The sequence below is a fragment of the Rhodococcus tibetensis genome (assembly GCF_024438035.1).
Lineage (GTDB): Bacteria > Actinomycetota > Actinomycetes > Mycobacteriales > Mycobacteriaceae > Rhodococcus_F > Rhodococcus_F tibetensis.
On sequence record NZ_JANFQF010000030.1, the window covers coordinates 1 to 17,532 of the forward strand.

The window sequence follows — 17,532 nt, forward strand, 5'->3', positions numbered from 1 at the left end:
GCTGCGGAACCGATGGCGGGGTTTGCGATCAGCGCGAGCGCGGAGAGTCCGGCGATGGTGCCGGCGCCGGCCAGGCGCCGCTTGGTCGAAGATGCCACGAGAGTGATGTCCTTGTCGTTTGGTCGCCGGGCCCCCGCACGCGGCGCATTGTCGTCTGCGCGGACAGTTCGAGGCCACCAAGGGGTGACCTCCGCTGACCGCCAGAATGGGTAGCCTGCCCTGCGTGAGGGCAGGCTAAGTTAATGTTATCGAGCTCATATAGTCAAAGAATGTGATGACGGTCACCTTGATGACCCTAGGGGTGGGTGTGGCGGTGCAACTGTGCGCTCAGCCGAGTCGGTCCAGAAACCCCTCGACCACTTTCCGGTACTGCTCGGGCTGGTCGTCGTGGACCAGATGCCCGGCCCGCTCGATGCGGACGTACTCGGCGCGAGGATGATGCTCCGCCATGGTCCGCATCTGGCCCTCCGGGGTGATCGTGAACTCCCCCTCGATCAGCAGCGCCGGAACCGTGATCGACGCCCACTGATCCCAGAAATGCCGGTCGCCCCACTCGGCGGAGATGTCGCGAAACGTCTCGACCTCCCCGTGTAGGTACCAGCCGTCGTCACGCTGCTCGAACGAGTCGAGGAAGTACTGTCCCGCGACAGGTCCGAAGTATCCGAGGAGTGCCTCTCGCGTCGCGAACGGCCTCGGCCAGTTCGAGATCATCGCAGCCCAGTCGTCGGCGGTACGGCCGCGGAAGTCGGGGGCCATGTCTTCGATTACGAGCGCCGACACCATCTCCGGGTGTTCGGCTGCCAGGAACCACGCGTGCAGGGCGCCCATTGAATGTCCGATCACCACCGCCGGCTCGGTGACCGCACTCAACGCCGCAGCCAGGTCCTCCACGAATGCTTCCGTCGACAGCACGCGCGGGACGGGACGGCCGTGGCCGGCAGCGTCGAATGTGTAGACGTGGCCGTGTTCGCGCAGCCACGGAACCTGCCGGACCCAAGTCCGGGCACTACCCATCAGCCCGTGCAGCAGCAGAATCGGTTGTCCCGTGCCGCCCTCATCGTGCAACGCACTCTCACCCACCACGACTGCGACGCTAGCGGAGTAATCTCGCCAAGCATGGCAGTGGTGAAGATCAACGCAATCGAAATTCCCGAGGGTGCGGGCCCCGAGCTGGAGAAGCGCTTCGCGGGACGCGCGCATGCCGTCGAGAACTCTCCCGGTTTCCTCGGCTTCCAGCTTCTGCGCCCGGTCAAGGGCGAGAACCGCTACTTCGTCGTCACCCAATGGGAAAGCGAAGAGGCATTCGAGGCGTGGCGCGACGGCCCCGCCAAGGATGCGCACGCTGGTGAGCGGAAGAAGCCGGTGGCATCCGGTGCGTCTCTGCTCGAGTTCGAGGTGGTTCTCGACGTGTCGGCCGCCGCCGATCGCTGACGATCTACTTTAGGCGAACCTCGATACCAACATTGACACGGCGGCCCGCCGGGTGCGAAAGTTCGCAAGACAAAGCGATGGTTCGGCAGGAATCCGGTGCAAAACCGGAGCGGTCGCGCCACTGTAAATCGGAGTAGTCCCTCAGCTAGGCCACGGCAAGATGCGGGAACCACCTCGACAGCCAGATACTGCGGCCATCGCATGAACCTAGGGGACGCGACATCCCAGGAGGAACCATGGCACTCGCCTACGCACCCGGCACATCGGTCGATTCGACCCGTCTCGCCGTCATTTCTTTCGCGATCGTCCTGTTCGCGATGCTCGCTCTCTACCTCGTCGGATTCGACCAGGGCGCAATTTCGCGCAGTGGCATGTACATGCACGAACTGATGCATGACGGGCGCCACCTCCTGGGTCTGCCATGCCACTGAGCGAGTCCCTTGGGAAACTCTTGATCCGCGGCCTGCTCGCAGGCTTGATCGCCGGAATCCTCGCCGGCGGCGTGGCATTCGTCGTCGGCGAATCGCACATCGACGCCGCCATCGCGATCGAGGAAGCGGCGGGTTCGGCCGATCACTCGCACGACGCCACGGAAGCCGGGGCAGCGTCGGGCCACTCGCACGACGAGGAAGATGCCCTGGTCAGCCGCAATGGACAGCGGTTCGGCCTGTTCCTTGCGACGTCACTCGCCGGGCTCGCGCTCGGTGCAATATTCGCCGTCGTCACACACTACGCGCGCAGGGTGACCACGCTTTCGGGTCCGGTGCTCGGTATGGTGCTCGCGTCACTGGGGTGGCTGGCGATCGAAGCCGTTCCGTTCTTCAAGTACCCGGCCAATCCGCCGGCCGTCGGCGATCCCGAGACCATCACCAGTCGCACCTGGCTGTGGCTCGCCGTGGTGGTGCTGGGTCTGCTCGCCGTGCTCGCATCGGTATACGCCGCGAAAGCGGTAGCTGCTCAGGAATTCCTGTCGACGCGCATCGCGGCCCCGGTGGCCGCTTTCCTGGTCGTGGTCACGGTCGGATATCTGATTCTGCCTACCGTCGACGAGGTGGGCGACGACTTCCCTGCCGGCCTGCTGTGGGATTTCCGCCTCGCTTCCCTCGCCACCCAGGCCACCCTGTGGCTCGCTCTCGGTCTCGTGTTCGCCTTCCTCACCGAGCGTGCCACCCGGGCGCAGGCGCCCGCGGCGGCGAACGCCGGCTGACCCGCCTTTCAGGGCGTCAACGGAATTTGTCCCATCGGGCCGGGTCCGCCTCCAGGGCGGCCCGGTCCCAGCCACCCAGTTCGGCAGCCGCGTCGTACGTGCTGTGCAGGAACGTCAGCAGCGCCAGATCCGGATCGTCTGCAGTTCGCACGGCCTCATACGGCAGCAAGAACTGCCGGAACTCTCCGCTGTAGATGGCTCCGTCGGGCCCGACCGGGTAGTCGGCGAAGCCATCCGGCTCCGGGTAGGCGTACGCATAGAACGCGCCTTCGGCGCCACCACCGGGCCAGAAACCGCAGCTGCTCAGCTCGTGCGAGTAGCCCTCGACCATCACCCAGTCTCCGCAGTTCGGCGCTCCCCCAGGGTGAGTCGGTGCGGTTTCCCCGGAGAACCGGGTACAGGCCAGGTCGAGCGCACCCCAAAAAAAGTGCACGGGACTGACTTTCCCGATGAAATGCGAACGGAACTCGTGCAACACCCGGTCCGCCTGCACGAGCTGCCGCCAGAACCGGTACACCGACTCACCGTCGTACGAGCAGTGCTGGGTGTCCTCCGCGAACGGGACGGCTGGGTTCACCTCGTTGGGCCGGGCCCGAATGGTGGTCGCCACTCCCAGTTCGGCCAGCGTGTCCATCGTCTCCGTGTAGAAATCGGCCACCGACTTCGGTTCGAGGGCAACCGTCCCGCTGCCGCCCGTGCTCGTGCGGATCACCAGTCGATGGTCGGCGAAGTCGAATTCGATATCGAAACAGTCGGTGCCGTACGGGACTGTCGACGTCGTGAGACCGCGGGGGCTCACGTACAGCGGGACCTGCCACCAGTGGTTGATCAACGGTGCGTGGGCCAAGCGGATCTTCCCGACTATCTGCGTCCACATGTGCAGGGTGTCCCGTGTCGAGGTCCAGTCGTCCACTTTCAACGCAGGCCATGTGTCTCTGGATCGTGTCTGCTCGCGCACAGTGCCTCCCTGCCGATGACGTGCATTTCAATGTGCTCTTCGGCCAAGGCGATGGCAAGCGCGCCGCACCGACACCCGGGTAGGGGTGGACCCCACTGCGCGGACACCGGCGTCGTCAGTCCACCGACGCTGCGCTCGCCTGTGTCAGCAGCTGAAGGAACAGGTCTTTCGGTTGAGCACCCGACACCGCGATTCGGCGGTCTGCGACGAAGAACGGCACCCCCGATACCTGCAACTGTCGAGCAGAAGCGAGGTCGGCGCGCACCGCATCCGCCCCTGCGTCGGAGTCGAGTTGCGCGCGCACGACATCGGGGTCGAGACCGGCACCTGATGCGATGTCGACAAGAACTTCCCGATCGTCGATCACCGCGCCCTCAGTGAAGTGCGCTCGGAACAGCGCCTCCACCACCGCGTCGCGCGAGTCTCCTGCCAGGTGAATCAGACGGTGGGCGTCGAACGTGTTGGCGGCGATCACGCTGTCGAAGTCGAGCCTGAGTCCTTCTTCGGCGGCCGTCCGCGACACGTGTCCGAACATCTGACGCACTTGCTCCGCAGACATGCCTTTGCTTTGCACGAGCGCGTCGAGTTCGCTGCGGCGCTCCCCTACCGGTGTTTCCGGTGCCAGTTGATACGACCGCCACGTCACCCGCACCCGCTCACGCCCCTCGAAATTCGAGAGGGCGGAGAGGAAGCGGTGCTTGCCGATGTAGCACCACGGGCACGCCACGTCGGACCAGATCTCGATCTCGATGGCACGAGCGGAGTCGTTGAGTTGGGTCGTCACAGTGCAGTAAACAGTTCGACGCCGGCTTCTGTTCCGTGACGTGAACCGAGGGAGATTGCGTCTTGTCTTGGTCCCCCATGCCCCATCTGCGTATGCGGGATTGGGCCGTCTGGGACAGTAGTCGACTCGCGGTACCGGGAGTAACGTCGAGACGGCCGTGCCGCTGATCGAGGGGCGCTCACCGCGATGCCCGGATGATTGGCAGTGGACGGTAGTTCTCGAACCCGAACTTCTTCAGGGGAACCCATGGTGTACGTCGCTTCGCCTGGCAGGTCTGTCGAAACTCTCGGAGTCGTGTTGACAGCCTTCGGAGTCGTCCTTCTTTCCCTCCTCATGCTCTACCTGGTCGGGTTCGACCAGGGCGCGATCTCCCGAAGTGGCATGTACCTTCACGAACTGATGCATGACGGACGCCACCTACTGGGACTTCCCTGCCACTAGTTTCCATCTTAGGACCGGAGCCGGAGATGAACCCTAGAGCGGAATTCGAAGCACAGGCTCATCGCGTAGCCGAATTCACCCCAGTCCACCACGCCGAAATGGATTCGCCCTACTACCTTTCCAACGCCGCCTTCGACGCGTTGCGGCATGTCCTACACGACGTCGGTGGCCAGCCCGCGCTTCCCGTCCCGTACGAGGAGAAGGTGGAAGAAGACTGGGAGATGCGCACCTACGTCACCTGCGAATGCCTCGGATGGCGCGGTGTGTGGAACTCGGAGGAACGCCGTCGTGCCGAGAACGACCTGGGTGCAACTCTCTATTTCGGTCTGCCGTACTACGCGCGGTGGATCACGGTGGCCGCCAAGACACTGATCAACAAAGGCCTCATCACTCCCGACGAACTTTCCGCGAAAATCGACGAGGTCCGCGGGCGGTCGAGTAACCAACCAGCAGGTGGGAGTCCGTCATGAGCAAGTTCCGGATCGGGGATCGTATCACCGTCCGGGACGCGACGTCGATGTTTCACACCAGAACCCAGGCCTTCATCCGCGGGCACACCGGCGTGATCGTCGAATATCGCCCGGAATGGGTGATTCCCGAAGACGAGGCGTGGGGAAGGGTAGACGACGGGCGAACGGAACCGTTCTACGTCGTACGTTTCAAGCAGACCGACCTGTGGCCTCGCTATACCGGATTCGATGTCGACACTTTGGAAACCGAATGCTCCGAGCGCTGGCTGGAGCTTGCAGGGGAGGCTGAGACATGACGCATTCGCACGACGACCACGCCCCGATCCAAGCGTCGGAAGAGATCAGCGAATTCGAGATCCTCGAAACGGCGATCCGCGAACTGTCCATCGAGCACGGCCTGTTCTCTCACGAGGACCATCGCAGATTCTCTGAGTGGGCCGAATCCGTCGGGCCGTCCGGTGGTTCCAAGCTCGTCGCCAAAGCATGGGTCGATCCGGAGTTCAAGAAGCGACTGTTGGCCGACGGCACCGAGACATGCAAGGAAGTTGGAATAGATTGGCGCGACCCGACGGGGTCCGGGACACCGAGCGACTACACCTACTTCTACGTCCTGGAAAACACGCCGAAGGTGCACAACGTCATAGTCTGCACGCTGTGTTCCTGCTATCCGCGGCCAGTTCTGGGCATGTCCCCCGACTGGTACCGCACGCCCAACTACCGGCGCAGGATGGTCCGCTGGCCTCGTGAGGTCATTGCGGAGTTCGGCTTGCACTTCCCGCCTGATGTGGAAGTACGCGTACACGACTCCAATCAGAAGTCGCGGTTCATGGTGATGCCGATGCGGCCGCCCGGAACCGAGGATTGGAGCGAGGAGCAACTCGCATCGATCGTCACCCGCGACACCATGATCGGTGTCGCAGTACCCCAGGTGGACTGGACGGCGACCACGCCACCGTCGGTCGGAGGCCCGAAATGATGACGGACAAGGGTTACGAGGTCCTCCTGAACACGTTGACACCCTCCGGTACGCGAGACGATGCCACGCTTCCCGACCTCGACCGGAAACCCGACCCCTGGGAATCGCGAATGCAGGCCACGGCCGAATGCCTGTCCTGGCGTGGCACCTTCGACAACCTCGACAGGCGCCACACCGAGGACGAACTGGGCGAGACGATCTACCGTGACTTCCCCGTCCGCAGCCGCTCGGTGATTGCGACGGCTCATGCGCTGATGGACAGGGGCGTCATCAGTCAGGAGGAGCTGCAGACCAAGATGGAGGAGATCCGCGCCCGGTTCAACCGGCAGTGAGCCGGTTCAGGATTCGAGCGCCGCGTCGAGCGTAATTTCGACACCGGTCAGCGCCTTGCTCACGGGGCACGATTCCTTGGCCGCCTGCGCGGCCTTGGCGAACCCCTCGGCGTCCAGGCCCTCCACCTCACCTCGAACGGTGAGCGTGATGCCGGTCAGCTTGAAACCCGAAGTGTCCGGTCCCAAGGACACATCGGCTTTCACCTCGAGACTCTGCGGTGTTCCGCCTGCCTCCGCGATCAGCGCGGACAACTGCATCGCAAAGCACGACGAATGCGCAGCTGCGATCAACTCTTCCGGGCTGGTGGTTCCCTCCGCGTTGTCGGCCGCTCGCTTCGGGAACGACACGTCGAACGTAGCCACTCCCGAGCTGGTGAGTTCGACTTGACCCGCTCCCTGTTCGAGCGTTCCGTTCCAAGCGGTGCGTGCGGTACGTGTCGGCATGCCAATCCCTTTCGTATGACGTCAGTTCTCCTCGAACCTACTCGTACCGCGCAAGCATGCGCATCGCCCTGGACAGTAGTTCTGCCCTCAGTTTCGCAGGTCCCAGGACCTCGACATCGTCACCCATCGCCCACAGCACACCGTTCGCGTGGGCATGGTCGCCGAATACCGCCTCGACGCGAACCCGACTGCGGTCGAACGCAGTTTCGGTGCGCACACCGAACACCCGTTCCACGAGATCGTCCCTGCGGTCCACGCGCACGAGTACATCCGCGACAACCGGTTTCGTTGTCGCCCGGAACGCTGTGCGGCGACGCTCCCAGACGGCGGCGAGGTCGACGTCGGCCGGACGCTGCGCGGATTCGTCCAGTTCGACCACCGCCTCGATGCGCTCGAGACGGTACGTCCTCTCCCTGCCCGCGTCCGTCGCGACCAGATACCACCTTCCGGACGCATAAATGAGTCCGAGCGGGTCGATGATTCGCCATACCGCCTCCGCTCCCCTCGACGCGTACAGAATGTTCAGTCGGCGTCCCACGAAGACGGCCTGCTGAATCAGGCCGAGGTGCTCATCCGCGGGGACCGGATCCGACAACCACGTTTCCTGAGTGACGAATATCCGCTCGGCCACCTTGGTGGCCGCGGCGCGGTGTGCGTCCGGCGTACACCGGTATCCCCGCCGTCGACAATGCGTCGATGTCGCGGAGCACAGTGCGCGGAGACACCTCGAGCTCGCGGGCCAGCGCCGGCGCCGACATGCGTCCACGGCTTCGGAGCAGGAGGACGAGCGAGAGAAGGCGGTCGGCGCGCATGGGGAAAAGTCTGGCAGAAATACATGACAGGAGATGTCATGTTTCGCGGCGATAGTTGCCTCATGACATCCACAACAGATCCCCGGCCCCTGTATCGCGAAGCCCTCACCTGGACCACCGGCCTCATCGAGAAAGTCCGCGAGGACCAGCTGACGGCATCCACTCCCTGCGTCGACTTCGACGTCCGCACCCTCCTCGGCCATCTGGTCGCCACGGTGGAACGCGCCCGCGTGATCGGTGAAGGCGACGACCCGAGCACCATCCCCCTCGTCGCCACCGAAATTCCCGACGAGGACTACGCCGCGGCTTACCGAGCCGCGATCGAACGAATGTGGCCGGTCTGGACCGACGACAGCCGGCTCGACGCCGACGTCACGGCGCCGTGGGGCACGGTCCCCGGACGGGCGGCCGTCTGGGGATACATCAACGAGACTCTCGTGCACGGCTGGGACATCGCCGTCGCCACCGGCCAGCACGCCGAAACCCGGCCGGGGCTTGCCGAAGCGGCGCTCGCCGTCGTCCGACATGCAATTCCGGCCGAAGTGCGCGGTGGCCATGTCCCGTTCGCTTAGGTGGTCGAACCCCTGCCTGCCGCGGGTCCAACTGAGCGGCTGGCGAACTGGTCCGGACGCAAGAGCGTCTGATACGCGGACGACGAACGGGCCGCCGGTGGATATCCACCGGCGGCCCGTTCGTGTGCTGCTACTGCTTACTCCGAGTCGGAAGCGCCCGACTTGGCAAGGTCGATCGGAACCTCGTCGGGTACCGTGACCGGCTTGGTTTCGCCGCGGAACGTGAACTTGGCGTCCTCGCCCGCACCCTCGCCGTCCCAGTTCTCGACATCGACGTACACGATCTGACCGGGGCCGACCTCGCCGAAGAGGATCTTCTCCGACAGCTGGTCCTCGATCTCGCGCTGGATGGTGCGGCGCAGCGGCCGCGCACCCAGGACCGGATCGAAGCCGCGCTTGGCCAGGAGCGATTTGGCCTTGTCGGTGACCGCCATGGTCATGTCCTTGTTCTTCAGCGCCACCTCGACGCGTGCCACCATCAGGTCCACCATCTTGACGATCTGCTCGGTGGTGAGCTGGTGGAACACGACGATGTCGTCGATGCGGTTGAGGAACTCGGGCCGGAAGTGCTTCTTCAGCTCGTCGTTGACCTTGAGCTTCATCCGCTCGTAGTTCGACTCGTCACCCTTACCGGAGGTGAATCCGAGGCCGACAGCCTTGGAGATGTCCGAGGTCCCGAGGTTCGAGGTGAAGATGAGCACCGTGTTCTTGAAGTCCACGGTCCGGCCCTGACCGTCGGTGAGACGGCCGTCTTCGAGCACCTGCAGGAGGGTGTTGTAGATCTCCTGGTGTGCCTTCTCGATCTCGTCGAACAGCACCACGCTGAACGGCTTGCGGCGCACCTTCTCGGTGAGCTGGCCGCCCTCTTCGTAGCCGACGTAGCCGGGAGGGGCACCGAACAGCCGCGACGCGGTGAAGCGGTCGTGGAACTCACCCATGTCGATCTGGATGAGGGCGTCGTCCTCGCCGAACAGGAAGTTGGCGAGCGACTTGGCCAGCTCGGTCTTACCGACACCGGACGGGCCGGCGAAGATGAACGAACCGGACGGACGCTTCGGGTCCTTCAGGCCGGCACGGGTACGACGGATCGCCTTGGCGACAGCCTTGACCGCGTCTTCCTGACCGATGATCCGCTTGTGCAGCTCCTCCTCCATGCGGAGCAGACGCGTGGTCTCCTCCTCGGTGAGCTTGAACACAGGGATGCCGGTCCAGTTACCCAGGACCTCGGCGATCTGCTCGTCGTCGACCTCGGCGATGACGTCCAGGTCGCCGGAACGCCACTGCTTCTCCCGCTCCGCACGCTGAGCGACGAGGGTCTTCTCCTTGTCGCGCAGGTTCGCGGCCTTCTCGAAGTCCTGCGCGTCGATCGCGGACTCCTTTTCGCGGCGGGCGTCGGCGATCTTGTCGTCGAACTCGCGAAGGTCCGGTGGTGCGGTCATCCGGCGGATGCGCATCCGGGCTCCGGCCTCGTCGATGAGGTCGATGGCCTTGTCCGGCAGGAAGCGGTCGTTGATGTAGCGATCGGCCAGGGTGGCCGCGGCGACGAGTGCACCGTCCGTGATGGACACTCGGTGGTGCGCCTCGTAACGGTCGCGAAGACCCTTGAGGATCTCGATGGTGTGTTCCACCGTCGGCTCGCCGACCTGCACCGGCTGGAAGCGGCGTTCGAGTGCAGCGTCCTTCTCGATGTACTTGCGGTACTCGTCGAGAGTGGTGGCGCCGATGGTCTGGAGCTCACCGCGGGCGAGCTTCGGCTTGAGGATCGAGGCCGCGTCGATGGCGCCCTCGGCCGCACCGGCACCCACGAGGGTGTGCAGCTCGTCGATGAACAGGATGATGTCGCCGCGGGTGTTGATCTCCTTGAGAACCTTCTTCAGGCGCTCTTCGAAGTCACCGCGGTAACGGCTGCCGGCTACGAGCGACCCGAGGTCGAGCGTGTAGAGCTGCTTGTCCTTGAGTGTCTCGGGAACCTCGCCATTGACAATGGCCTGGGCCAGACCCTCCACGACAGCGGTCTTACCGACACCGGGCTCGCCGATCAGGACAGGGTTGTTCTTGGTACGGCGCGACAGCACCTGCATGACACGCTCGATTTCCTTCGAGCGGCCGATGACGGGATCGAGCTTGCCCTCGAGGGCTGCCTGGGTGAGGTTGCGACCGAACTGGTCGAGCACAAGCGACGTCGACGGTGTGCCCGCCTCGCCGCGAGTTCCGCCCGCTTCGGCCGGCTCCTTGCCCTGGTAACCGGAGAGCAGCTGGATGACCTGCTGTCGCACACGGTTGAGATCGGCACCGAGCTTGACCAGCACCTGCGCTGCGACACCTTCACCCTCGCGGATGAGGCCGAGCAGGATGTGCTCCGTACCGATGTAGTTGTGTCCGAGCTGCAGCGCCTCGCGCAGGCTGAGCTCCAGGACCTTTTTGGCACGCGGGGTGAAGGGGATGTGGCCGGACGGGGCCTGCTGGCCCTGGCCGATGATCTCCTCGACCTGGCTGCGCACTCCTTCGAGGGAGATGCCCAACGACTCCAGCGACTTTGCAGCGACACCCTCGCCCTCGTGAATGAGGCCGAGCAGGATGTGCTCCGTACCGATGTAGTTGTGGTTGAGCATCCTGGCTTCTTCTTGCGCCAGGACAACAACGCGCCGTGCGCGATCGGTGAACCTCTCGAACATCGCTCTCCCTCACACTTTCCGACAAGCAGTCACGAGACCGGGTGTCTCGTCCCTGTTCGCCGCGTTTCGCTCCGGCACAACAAGCAGATCGCCACCGCCTGCTCGAAGGCCTCAGCCCTGAACCGACGAAGGTTCCACGACCCCATCTCATACTCTAGTTGGCTGCCGATCGACCTGCTGCCCCTCCACCCCTTTAGGTGGGCGGGCGAGCCTGCTTATCGTATTTAACGCCCCAGCTCCGGCATTCGTTTCCCCTTCCCTGTACGCCTGGAGCGAACAGGTCCGGCGAGGCCGGTACAGCCACGATGTCGTAGCCGTCGGGGTTGGCTCGAACAGGTACTTCTTTCCAGTTGTTCGTCACCCAGACGTTGCCGGGTGGGTCGACGACGACTCCCGTATTTCCCGCGAGGTTGCGACCCGCCGTTGTCGCTTCTCGGCGACGGCGTTAACCCACGGAACGGTAAGACTGCCAGTCCTGCCTGTCCGGACAGGGTATGTCGACGACCTGTGCGTTCGCCACCCAGACGTTGCCGCCTCTGTCTGCCGCGAACGCCTGGGGCTCGCGGGCGAGGCAGCGGAACGTCGGCAGCGTCACGATGAGACCTAGCCCCCGGTTCGGTGAGACGAAACGGCAGGGCACTTGGCCGGCGGACACGGCCGAGCCGGTCTGCCAGGGCACCACGGTGCAGTGAAGCCAGGATCACGGGCTCGGGATGATCGGCGGTCGGCCGGCACAAACCCATCCTCGGCCTCGGCCTCGGCCTCGGCCTCGGCCTTGGCACAAACTACCCGGGTTACTCGATTCGAGGGGCACACCGGAAGGGAACGATCCGGCACCGGAAGTGCCTGTTGCGGCGACGCCGGTACCCCGCCGGCGCGCACCACGAACGCCAGGAACAGAATTCCCGAAACGACCACGCAGCGCCCCGGCAGCTACCACCCGGATTTACCGGATATCGAATCAGTCAGGGACTGTAACAGTCCAGGTAGATCCTGGACGCGATTCAGTGAATTCTGTTCCCAGCTAACTTTCAGTTCGCTTTGTTGTACGCGTCGATTATTTCGGCGGAGATCCGCCCGCGTGCGGAAACCTTTTTGTTGTTCTTGCGCGCCCATTCACGGATCGCCGCACTCTGTTCCCGATCGACCGAAACGCGGGACTTGACAGCGGCCGGGGCTGCCGCCACGGTCTTGCCGCGCTTGCGTGAGCTGACCTTCCGGGCATGCGAAACCCACACGTCGAGTTGCTCGCGCAATTTTGCCGCATTCTCCGAGGAAAGGTCGATCTCGTACTGAACACCGTCGAGTGCGAACTCGACGGTCTCATCAGCAGATGCCTCTTGATCGACGTCGTCGATCAAGGTGACGGTAACCTTCTTGGCCATGGGATGAATTTCCTCTCGAATGAAGCGAACGTGTCATCGTCAACGTGAGCTACTACCCGGAGGTAACCATACCCCTAATTCACCGTCTCGGAATACGGAGAATGGACGTATTTTATCCCCGCGAATTCATCGAGCTGAATCAGCGGGAAGAGGGACGAACAATCGGAAAGAGGATTGTTTCCCGGATTCCCAATCCCGTCAAAGCCATGAGCAGTCGATCGATTCCCATTCCGGTACCGGTGGTCGGAGGCATTCCCTGCTCCATCGCCGCGAGGAATTCCTCGTCGAGGACCATCGCCTCGTCGTCACCGGCCGAGGCCAGCCGAGCCTGATCGACGAAACGCTCACGCTGGATCACCGGATCGACCAATTCCGAATAGCCGGTGGCCAACTCGAAGCCTCGGACGTACAGGTCCCACTTCTCCGTGATCCCCGGTTCCGTCCGGTGATCCCGGGTGAGCGGGGACGTCTCGACCGGAAAGTTCCGAACGAACGTGGGTTCGTACAACTGGTCGCCGCACTGGTGCTCCCACAGTTCTTCCACGAGCTTGCCGTGCCCGTACCCCTTGTCCTTGGGTACCTCGAGGCCAACCTTCTGAGCGAGCGCAAGCAATTCGTCGACCGTTGTCGCGGGGGTCACCTCGACACCGATCGCCTGTGACAGCGACGGATACATCTCGAGGGTCTTCCATTCGCCACCGAAGTCGTATTCGGTGCCGTCCGCAAGTGTCACCACGGTCGACCCGAAAGCCGCCTGGGCGACCTCCTGAACCAGTTCACGGATCATGACGGCGGAATCGTCGTAGGTGCCGTAGGCCTCGTAGGTCTCGAGCATCGCGAATTCCGGCGAGTGGGTGGAATCGACGCCTTCGTTCCGGAAATTACGATTGATCTCGAAAACCTTCTCGATACCGCCGACGACGCACCTCTTCAGGAACAGTTCCGGCGCAATGCGCAGATAGAGGTCGATGTCGAGGGCATTGGAATGAGTGACGAAGGGGCGGGCCGCGGCGCCACCGTGCAGCGTCTGCAACATCGGTGTCTCGACCTCGAGGAATCCGCGGCGCTCGAGACCGTTGCGCAGTTCCCGCACGACAGCCACGCGTTTGCGCGCATTCTCGCGCGCCTCCGCTCGCACGATCAGGTCGGCGTAACGCTGCCGGACGCGCGATTCCTCGCTCATCTCCTTGTGCGCCACCGGCAGCGGGCGGAGCGACTTGGCGGCGATCTGCCACGAATCAGCCATCACACTCAACTCGCCACGACGGGAGCTGATCACCTCACCGTGGACGAACACGAAATCACCGAGGTCGACATCTGCCTTCCAGGACGCCAGCGCCTCTTCCCCGACAGAGGCGAGACTGATCATCGCCTGCAGCTGGGTACCGTCGCCTTCCTGCAGCGTCGCGAAGCACAACTTGCCCGTGTTGCGGACGAAGATGACTCGACCCGCGACACCGACCTCGTCGCCGGTCGCGGTGTCGGGCTCGAGGTCTGGATACTTCGCGCGGATTTCCGACAGAGAGTGGGTGCGCGCAACCGACACCGGGTACGCCTCGCGTCCCTCCGCGAGAATCCGCGCACGCTTCTCCTGACGGATCCGGAGCTGCTCGGGGGTGTCGTCGACTGGCTGGTCTGCTGCTTCACTCACGGGTCACCAGCCTAATCGACCGTCTCCGGTGCCCCTATTCAGGCGTCATCAGGCGTCGGCCGAATACGTCAGTGAGCCGAAACGGTGGCCAGCTCGCGCGTGCAGTGCCGGGAGCCGATGAGGGCGCCCAGAAGTCCCGCCGCCTTGACCGCCTTGTATCCGCCGACGAGGTCGGTGGCCTTGTGCAGGCCCAGCTGCTGCAAGGACGCGGCGGCAAGACTGGAGGTGTAGCCCTCGGAGCAGACGATGATCCACTCCACATCGTGGTTCACCGCCAACGCCAGGTGCGCCGAGCTCGTGGGGTCGAGGCGCCACTCGAGCACGTTTCGTTCGATGGCCAGTGCGCCGGGCAGCGTGCCCTCGACGGCCCGCTGCGCCTGCGGTCGGATGTCCACGACGATCGCACCGCGAGCCACCGCCTCGGGCAACTGGAACGCGTACATGCGGTCGATCTGCGTACGAGCCTCTTCGAGCATCTGGTCGATGGTCATTTCGAACCGCCCTCGGGAAGATCGGTGAGTTCACTTCGGGTGCGGCGCAGCGTGCCGTGATCGGTGACCTCGTAGTAGGACATGGCTGTCAAAGGCGGTGAGTAGGCGTGCACGCTGAGCGTCGGCGTCGCGACGGTCGCCCCAGGCACGTCCTGGGCTCGCACGACGTCGTGAACCCATCCGAGGGGGAAGGAAGCCTGATCACCTGCTTCCAACCTCCGATGACGTAGGCGGTCACCGGCCCAGCGGAACTCGGCGAGCGCACCACTGAGAACGGTAAGCGCTCCGAAAGATCCTGCGTGATCGTGTAATTCGGTGTTTCGGTCGGGAACCCAGCTGATCAGCCAGACATCGACGTCGTCGTCGCTGTACAGCCGCGAGGACCAGCGCTCATCGGTGGGCCATCGACGCGGAAGGAGATTGTCGTGCCGGCCGTCGAGGACTTCGGCAGCACCCTGATCGGTGATGCGCAGCAAGTCGGCGGGACGAAGACGGGTGGGTACAGCTGCAGAAGAATATGTAGCGAGCACGAGAGAGACTCCAGAAGTGTGAATTGGTCAAGGCAGCGTTCAGCCTCGACAACACTCCTGAGCACTCGCGCAGCGATTCACGCCGACCATTGTGGCACATCTTCCGGCCGGACGGAACCCGTCAGTCGAGCGGACTTCGACGGGCCGATCCACGACGGGCCTGATTGCGCTCGTACACCAGCCGCAGGCCTTCGAGGGTGAGATCCGGTTCGTGCTCGTCGATGGTCTCCGTCTCGGGCATGATCAGCGGCGCGCGATCACCGGTGGCGATCACCACCACATCGGACCCCGCAAAGGCAGGCAACTCTTTTCGGACCCGACGAACCAACCCGTCGACGAGACCGGCGAAACCGAACACCGCACCCGATTGCATGCATTCGACGGTGTTCTTCCCGACCACCGAGCGGGGGCGGAGCAGTTCCACCTTGCGCAACGCCGCCGATTGCGCCGCCAGCGCGTCCGAGGAAATCTCGAGCCCGGGCGCGATGGCGCCACCGAGGAACTCCCCCTTGCCCGACACAACGTCGACACAGGTGGAGGTACCGAAGTCCACGACGATGCACGGCGCCCCGTACAGATGGTGCGCCGCAAGACTGTTGACGATCCGGTCGGCGCCGACCTCCTTCGGATTGTCCACGAGCAGCGGGACACCGGTTCGGACGCCGGGTTCCACCAGCACGTGCGGAACATGACCCCAGTACCGCGTCAACATCACCCGAATCTCCCGCAACACGGACGGGACCGTCGACAAGGCGGCCACACCGGTGACCTGGTCGACGTGCGCACCGAGGAGCCCTCGGAAGATCAAGGCCAACTCGTCAGCGGTCATCCGCTGGTCGGTACGCATCCGCCAGTCCTGCACCAGTTTCGAGTGTTCGCCGGATCCGGTGAAAAGCCCGAGAACGATGTTCGTGTTCCGGACGTCGACGGTGAGGAGCACCCGTTACACCAGGCTGGATTCGCGCTCGGCGTCGAGCGCCCCGAGCATGCGGGGCGTGATGAGACCGGAGCCTTCCGGTGCGTGCGCCGGGTCGGTACCGAGTTCGATGGGCTTGTTGACCGCGTCGACGAAGACGACGTGCGGCTGATAGTCCCGCACCTCCTCCTCATTCATGACCCCGTAGGCGATGAGGATGACGAGGTCGCCGGGCTTGACGAGATGCGCTGCTGCGCCGTTGATTCCGATCACGCCACTACCACGTGCGCCGGCAATGACGTAGGTCTCGAGCCGTGCACCGTTGTCGATGTCGACGATGCACACCTGCTCCCCTTCGAGAAGGTCGGCGGCGTCCATCAGATCCTGGTCCACCGTGACCGAACCGACGTAGTGGAGATCGGCGTGCGTCACCGTGGCGCGGTGGATCTTCGACTTCATCATGGTGCGAAACATGTTCTGGTCCTTACTCTTCCACGAACGGAAGATTCGACGCTGTTCTATCGGGAGGTGAGTTCTTCGGAGACTGCCGTGCCGGACGGCGGTTCGGTGGCACGTTCGAGAAATCCGGTGCCGACCGCGACCCCGACGTTGTCGATCAGCCGGGTGGACCCCACTCGGGCGGCGACGAGCAGGCGACCGTCCCCGCGTTCGGGGGCGGGACCGAGATCGACGCCCCGCACTTCGAGGTAGTCGACATCCACTTCCGGCGCCGACGCCAGCACCTCACGGGCGGTGGCGAGAATCGCTTCGGCTCCGCCCGCGGCGGCATGGGCGCCCGCGATGAGAGCTGCAGAAAGCGTCGTCGCCGCAGTCCGTTGCTTCTCGTCGAGGTACCGGTTACGCGAGGACAACGCCAAACCGTCGTGCTCACGGACCGTCGGCACGCCCAGGATTCTCACGTCGAAGTCGAGGTCGGTGACCATCTGCCTGATCAGCGTGAGCTGCTGATAGTCCTTTTCGCCGAAGTACGCCACATGCGGCGCGGCGATCTGGAGCAGCTTCGCCACGACGGTCAGCATGCCCGCGAAATGCGTCGGCCTGGCCGCACCTTCGAGTTCGGCACCGAGCGGGCCCGGGTGGATCATGGTCCGCTGCCCAGCCGGGTACATCGCGGTGGCTGTGGGTACGAAGACCAGTTCGACTCCGGCCTTCCGCAACAACGCAAGGTCCGCATCGAGCGTGCGGGGGTAGGAATCGAGGTCTTCCCCTGCGCCGAACTGCAACGGGTTGACGAAGATCGACACGATCACCACCGCGCCCGTCAACTTGGCCTGGCGCACCAACTCCAGGTGCCCGGCGTGCAGGGCTCCCATGGTCGGCACCAGCGCCACCTGCCGGCCCACGCCCCGCAATGCCTTCGAGACCCGGGTCAGGACCTTCGGGTCGTGGTGCACGGTGAGTTCCCCGCGCTTGTATCCGCCGTGCAGTTCGCTCAC

22 protein-coding genes, 1 pseudogene and 1 riboswitch are annotated in these 17,532 nt (G+C 64.1%); of the genes and pseudogenes, 9 read left to right on the top strand and 14 right to left on the bottom strand.

Annotated elements, in window-relative coordinates:
- Nucleotides 1-327: 327 nt before the first annotated feature.
- On the bottom strand, nucleotides 328-1,083 hold the full coding sequence (locus tag NOF53_RS25295; RefSeq protein ID WP_255974035.1) for an alpha/beta fold hydrolase: 756 nt from the start codon (nucleotides 1,081-1,083) through the stop codon (nucleotides 328-330).
- Between the two features lie 33 nt (nucleotides 1,084-1,116).
- Between NOF53_RS25295 and mhuD the strand changes: the two genes are divergently transcribed.
- From mhuD to NOF53_RS25310, 3 genes are all read left to right on the top strand, one after another.
- On the top strand, nucleotides 1,117-1,431 hold the full coding sequence (gene mhuD / locus NOF53_RS25300; RefSeq protein WP_255974037.1) for a mycobilin-forming heme oxygenase MhuD: 315 nt from the start codon (nucleotides 1,117-1,119) through the stop codon (nucleotides 1,429-1,431).
- A 61-nt stretch (nucleotides 1,432-1,492) separates the two neighbouring features.
- Nucleotides 1,493-1,644: riboswitch (cobalamin riboswitch) on the top strand.
- A gap of 23 nt (nucleotides 1,645-1,667) precedes the next feature.
- Nucleotides 1,668-1,862 carry a CbtB domain-containing protein gene (locus NOF53_RS25305; protein WP_255974039.1) on the top strand — a complete coding sequence of 65 codons (195 nt, stop codon included), beginning with the start codon at nucleotides 1,668-1,670 and terminating at the stop codon, nucleotides 1,860-1,862.
- The gene (locus NOF53_RS25310; protein WP_255974041.1) at nucleotides 1,853-2,638 is read left to right on the top strand and encodes a CbtA family protein; all 786 of its coding nucleotides are present in this window, start codon (nucleotides 1,853-1,855) and stop codon (nucleotides 2,636-2,638) included. Before NOF53_RS25305 ends, NOF53_RS25310 begins: the two co-directional genes overlap by 10 nt.
- A gap of 16 nt (nucleotides 2,639-2,654) precedes the next feature.
- On the opposite strand, the gene NOF53_RS25315 is transcribed toward NOF53_RS25310, so the two are convergent.
- Both NOF53_RS25315 and NOF53_RS25320 read right to left on the bottom strand, forming a co-directional pair.
- Nucleotides 2,655-3,596: a DUF5996 family protein gene (locus tag NOF53_RS25315; RefSeq protein ID WP_255974043.1), complete on the bottom strand. Its 942-nt coding sequence runs from the start codon at nucleotides 3,594-3,596 to the stop codon at nucleotides 2,655-2,657.
- A 115-nt stretch (nucleotides 3,597-3,711) separates the two neighbouring features.
- Nucleotides 3,712-4,380 carry a DsbA family oxidoreductase gene (locus tag NOF53_RS25320; RefSeq protein WP_255974046.1) on the bottom strand — a complete coding sequence of 223 codons (669 nt, stop codon included), beginning with the start codon at nucleotides 4,378-4,380 and terminating at the stop codon, nucleotides 3,712-3,714.
- Nucleotides 4,381-4,626: 246 nt separating this feature from the next.
- Here NOF53_RS25320 and NOF53_RS25325 point away from each other — a divergent pair, with 246 nt between their 5' ends.
- Genes NOF53_RS25325 through NOF53_RS25345 form a run of 5 tightly spaced genes read left to right on the top strand, consistent with a single transcriptional unit; the run spans nucleotide 4,627 to nucleotide 6,599 of the window.
- Complete coding sequence (locus tag NOF53_RS25325) at nucleotides 4,627-4,821, top strand: CbtB domain-containing protein (protein WP_255974048.1); 195 nt, start codon at nucleotides 4,627-4,629, stop codon at nucleotides 4,819-4,821.
- Nucleotides 4,822-4,847: 26 nt separating this feature from the next.
- Entirely contained in the window at nucleotides 4,848-5,291 is a 444-nt protein-coding gene (locus NOF53_RS25330) for an SH3-like domain-containing protein (RefSeq protein ID WP_255974050.1), read from the top strand.
- Nucleotides 5,288-5,587, top strand: a complete 300-nt coding sequence (locus NOF53_RS25335; RefSeq protein ID WP_255974052.1) for an SH3-like domain-containing protein — start codon at nucleotides 5,288-5,290, stop codon at nucleotides 5,585-5,587. The genes NOF53_RS25330 and NOF53_RS25335 overlap by 4 nt, the downstream gene beginning before the upstream one ends.
- Entirely contained in the window at nucleotides 5,584-6,267 is a 684-nt protein-coding gene (scnC, locus tag NOF53_RS25340) for a thiocyanate hydrolase subunit gamma (RefSeq protein WP_255974054.1), read from the top strand. Before NOF53_RS25335 ends, scnC begins: the two co-directional genes overlap by 4 nt.
- Nucleotides 6,264-6,599: an SH3-like domain-containing protein gene (locus NOF53_RS25345; protein ID WP_255974056.1), complete on the top strand. Its 336-nt coding sequence runs from the start codon at nucleotides 6,264-6,266 to the stop codon at nucleotides 6,597-6,599. Before scnC ends, NOF53_RS25345 begins: the two co-directional genes overlap by 4 nt.
- 6 nt (nucleotides 6,600-6,605) lie before the next feature.
- On the opposite strand, the gene NOF53_RS25350 is transcribed toward NOF53_RS25345, so the two are convergent.
- Genes NOF53_RS25350 through NOF53_RS25360 form a run of 3 tightly spaced genes read right to left on the bottom strand, consistent with a single transcriptional unit; the run spans nucleotide 6,606 to nucleotide 7,855 of the window.
- The gene (locus NOF53_RS25350; protein ID WP_255974058.1) at nucleotides 6,606-7,043 is read right to left on the bottom strand and encodes an OsmC family peroxiredoxin; all 438 of its coding nucleotides are present in this window, start codon (nucleotides 7,041-7,043) and stop codon (nucleotides 6,606-6,608) included.
- A 37-nt stretch (nucleotides 7,044-7,080) separates the two neighbouring features.
- Nucleotides 7,081-7,638: a helix-turn-helix transcriptional regulator gene (locus tag NOF53_RS25355; protein WP_255974060.1), complete on the bottom strand. Its 558-nt coding sequence runs from the start codon at nucleotides 7,636-7,638 to the stop codon at nucleotides 7,081-7,083.
- The gene (locus tag NOF53_RS25360; RefSeq protein WP_255974062.1) at nucleotides 7,613-7,855 is read right to left on the bottom strand and encodes an HTH domain-containing protein; all 243 of its coding nucleotides are present in this window, start codon (nucleotides 7,853-7,855) and stop codon (nucleotides 7,613-7,615) included. Before NOF53_RS25360 ends, NOF53_RS25355 begins: the two co-directional genes overlap by 26 nt.
- 62 nt (nucleotides 7,856-7,917) lie before the next feature.
- Here NOF53_RS25360 and NOF53_RS25365 point away from each other — a divergent pair.
- Nucleotides 7,918-8,499: pseudogene (locus NOF53_RS25365) on the top strand (TIGR03086 family metal-binding protein).
- Nucleotides 8,500-8,564: 65 nt separating this feature from the next.
- On the opposite strand, the gene NOF53_RS25370 reads toward NOF53_RS25365, so the two are convergent.
- The 8 genes from NOF53_RS25370 to panC form a co-directional block, all read right to left on the bottom strand.
- Nucleotides 8,565-11,102 carry an ATP-dependent Clp protease ATP-binding subunit gene (locus NOF53_RS25370; RefSeq protein ID WP_109326470.1) on the bottom strand — a complete coding sequence of 846 codons (2,538 nt, stop codon included), beginning with the start codon at nucleotides 11,100-11,102 and terminating at the stop codon, nucleotides 8,565-8,567.
- 1,031 nt (nucleotides 11,103-12,133) lie between these two features.
- The gene (locus NOF53_RS25375; protein ID WP_255974064.1) at nucleotides 12,134-12,487 is read right to left on the bottom strand and encodes a histone-like nucleoid-structuring protein Lsr2; all 354 of its coding nucleotides are present in this window, start codon (nucleotides 12,485-12,487) and stop codon (nucleotides 12,134-12,136) included.
- A 139-nt stretch (nucleotides 12,488-12,626) separates the two neighbouring features.
- Nucleotides 12,627-14,138 (bottom strand): lysine--tRNA ligase, encoded by a 1,512-nt coding sequence (gene lysS / locus NOF53_RS25380; protein WP_255974066.1) that lies wholly within the window; start codon nucleotides 14,136-14,138, stop codon nucleotides 12,627-12,629.
- 68 nt (nucleotides 14,139-14,206) lie between these two features.
- A complete protein-coding gene (locus NOF53_RS25385; RefSeq protein ID WP_255974068.1) occupies nucleotides 14,207-14,629 on the bottom strand; it encodes a rhodanese-like domain-containing protein in 423 nt (140 codons plus the stop codon).
- Nucleotides 14,626-15,159 carry a cysteine dioxygenase gene (locus tag NOF53_RS25390; RefSeq protein WP_255974070.1) on the bottom strand — a complete coding sequence of 178 codons (534 nt, stop codon included), beginning with the start codon at nucleotides 15,157-15,159 and terminating at the stop codon, nucleotides 14,626-14,628. The genes NOF53_RS25385 and NOF53_RS25390 overlap by 4 nt, the downstream gene beginning before the upstream one ends.
- 121 nt (nucleotides 15,160-15,280) lie before the next feature.
- A complete protein-coding gene (locus NOF53_RS25395) occupies nucleotides 15,281-16,099 on the bottom strand; it encodes a type III pantothenate kinase (RefSeq protein WP_255974072.1) in 819 nt (272 codons plus the stop codon).
- 3 nt (nucleotides 16,100-16,102) lie between these two features.
- On the bottom strand, nucleotides 16,103-16,549 hold the full coding sequence (gene panD, locus NOF53_RS25400) for an aspartate 1-decarboxylase (protein ID WP_255974074.1): 447 nt from the start codon (nucleotides 16,547-16,549) through the stop codon (nucleotides 16,103-16,105).
- A 44-nt stretch (nucleotides 16,550-16,593) separates the two neighbouring features.
- Nucleotides 16,594-17,532, bottom strand: coding sequence for a pantoate--beta-alanine ligase (gene panC, locus NOF53_RS25405; protein WP_255974076.1), 939 nt, complete (start codon nucleotides 17,530-17,532; stop codon nucleotides 16,594-16,596).

What these genes read in the sequence shown, in the direction of transcription:
- NOF53_RS25330 (WP_255974050.1), top strand. Translation starts at nt 4,848, where the DNA reads ATGAACCCTAGAGCGGAATTCGAAGCACAGGCTCATCGCGTAGCCGAA.
- NOF53_RS25345 (WP_255974056.1), top strand. Translation starts at nt 6,264, where the DNA reads ATGATGACGGACAAGGGTTACGAGGTCCTCCTGAACACGTTGACACCC.
- NOF53_RS25385 (WP_255974068.1), bottom strand. Translation starts at nt 14,629, where the DNA reads ATGACCATCGACCAGATGCTCGAAGAGGCTCGTACGCAGATCGACCGC.
- NOF53_RS25310 (WP_255974041.1), top strand. Translation starts at nt 1,853, where the DNA reads ATGCCACTGAGCGAGTCCCTTGGGAAACTCTTGATCCGCGGCCTGCTC.
- NOF53_RS25375 (WP_255974064.1), bottom strand. Translation starts at nt 12,487, where the DNA reads ATGGCCAAGAAGGTTACCGTCACCTTGATCGACGACGTCGATCAAGAG.
- mhuD (WP_255974037.1), top strand. Translation starts at nt 1,117, where the DNA reads ATGGCAGTGGTGAAGATCAACGCAATCGAAATTCCCGAGGGTGCGGGC.
- NOF53_RS25305 (WP_255974039.1), top strand. Translation starts at nt 1,668, where the DNA reads ATGGCACTCGCCTACGCACCCGGCACATCGGTCGATTCGACCCGTCTC.
- NOF53_RS25325 (WP_255974048.1), top strand. Translation starts at nt 4,627, where the DNA reads ATGGTGTACGTCGCTTCGCCTGGCAGGTCTGTCGAAACTCTCGGAGTC.
- NOF53_RS25335 (WP_255974052.1), top strand. Translation starts at nt 5,288, where the DNA reads ATGAGCAAGTTCCGGATCGGGGATCGTATCACCGTCCGGGACGCGACG.
- NOF53_RS25370 (WP_109326470.1), bottom strand. Translation starts at nt 11,102, where the DNA reads ATGTTCGAGAGGTTCACCGATCGCGCACGGCGCGTTGTTGTCCTGGCG.
- scnC (WP_255974054.1), top strand. Translation starts at nt 5,584, where the DNA reads ATGACGCATTCGCACGACGACCACGCCCCGATCCAAGCGTCGGAAGAG.
- NOF53_RS25360 (WP_255974062.1), bottom strand. Translation starts at nt 7,855, where the DNA reads ATGCGCGCCGACCGCCTTCTCTCGCTCGTCCTCCTGCTCCGAAGCCGT.
- panD (WP_255974074.1), bottom strand. Translation starts at nt 16,549, where the DNA reads ATGTTTCGCACCATGATGAAGTCGAAGATCCACCGCGCCACGGTGACG.
- NOF53_RS25350 (WP_255974058.1), bottom strand. Translation starts at nt 7,043, where the DNA reads ATGCCGACACGTACCGCACGCACCGCTTGGAACGGAACGCTCGAACAG.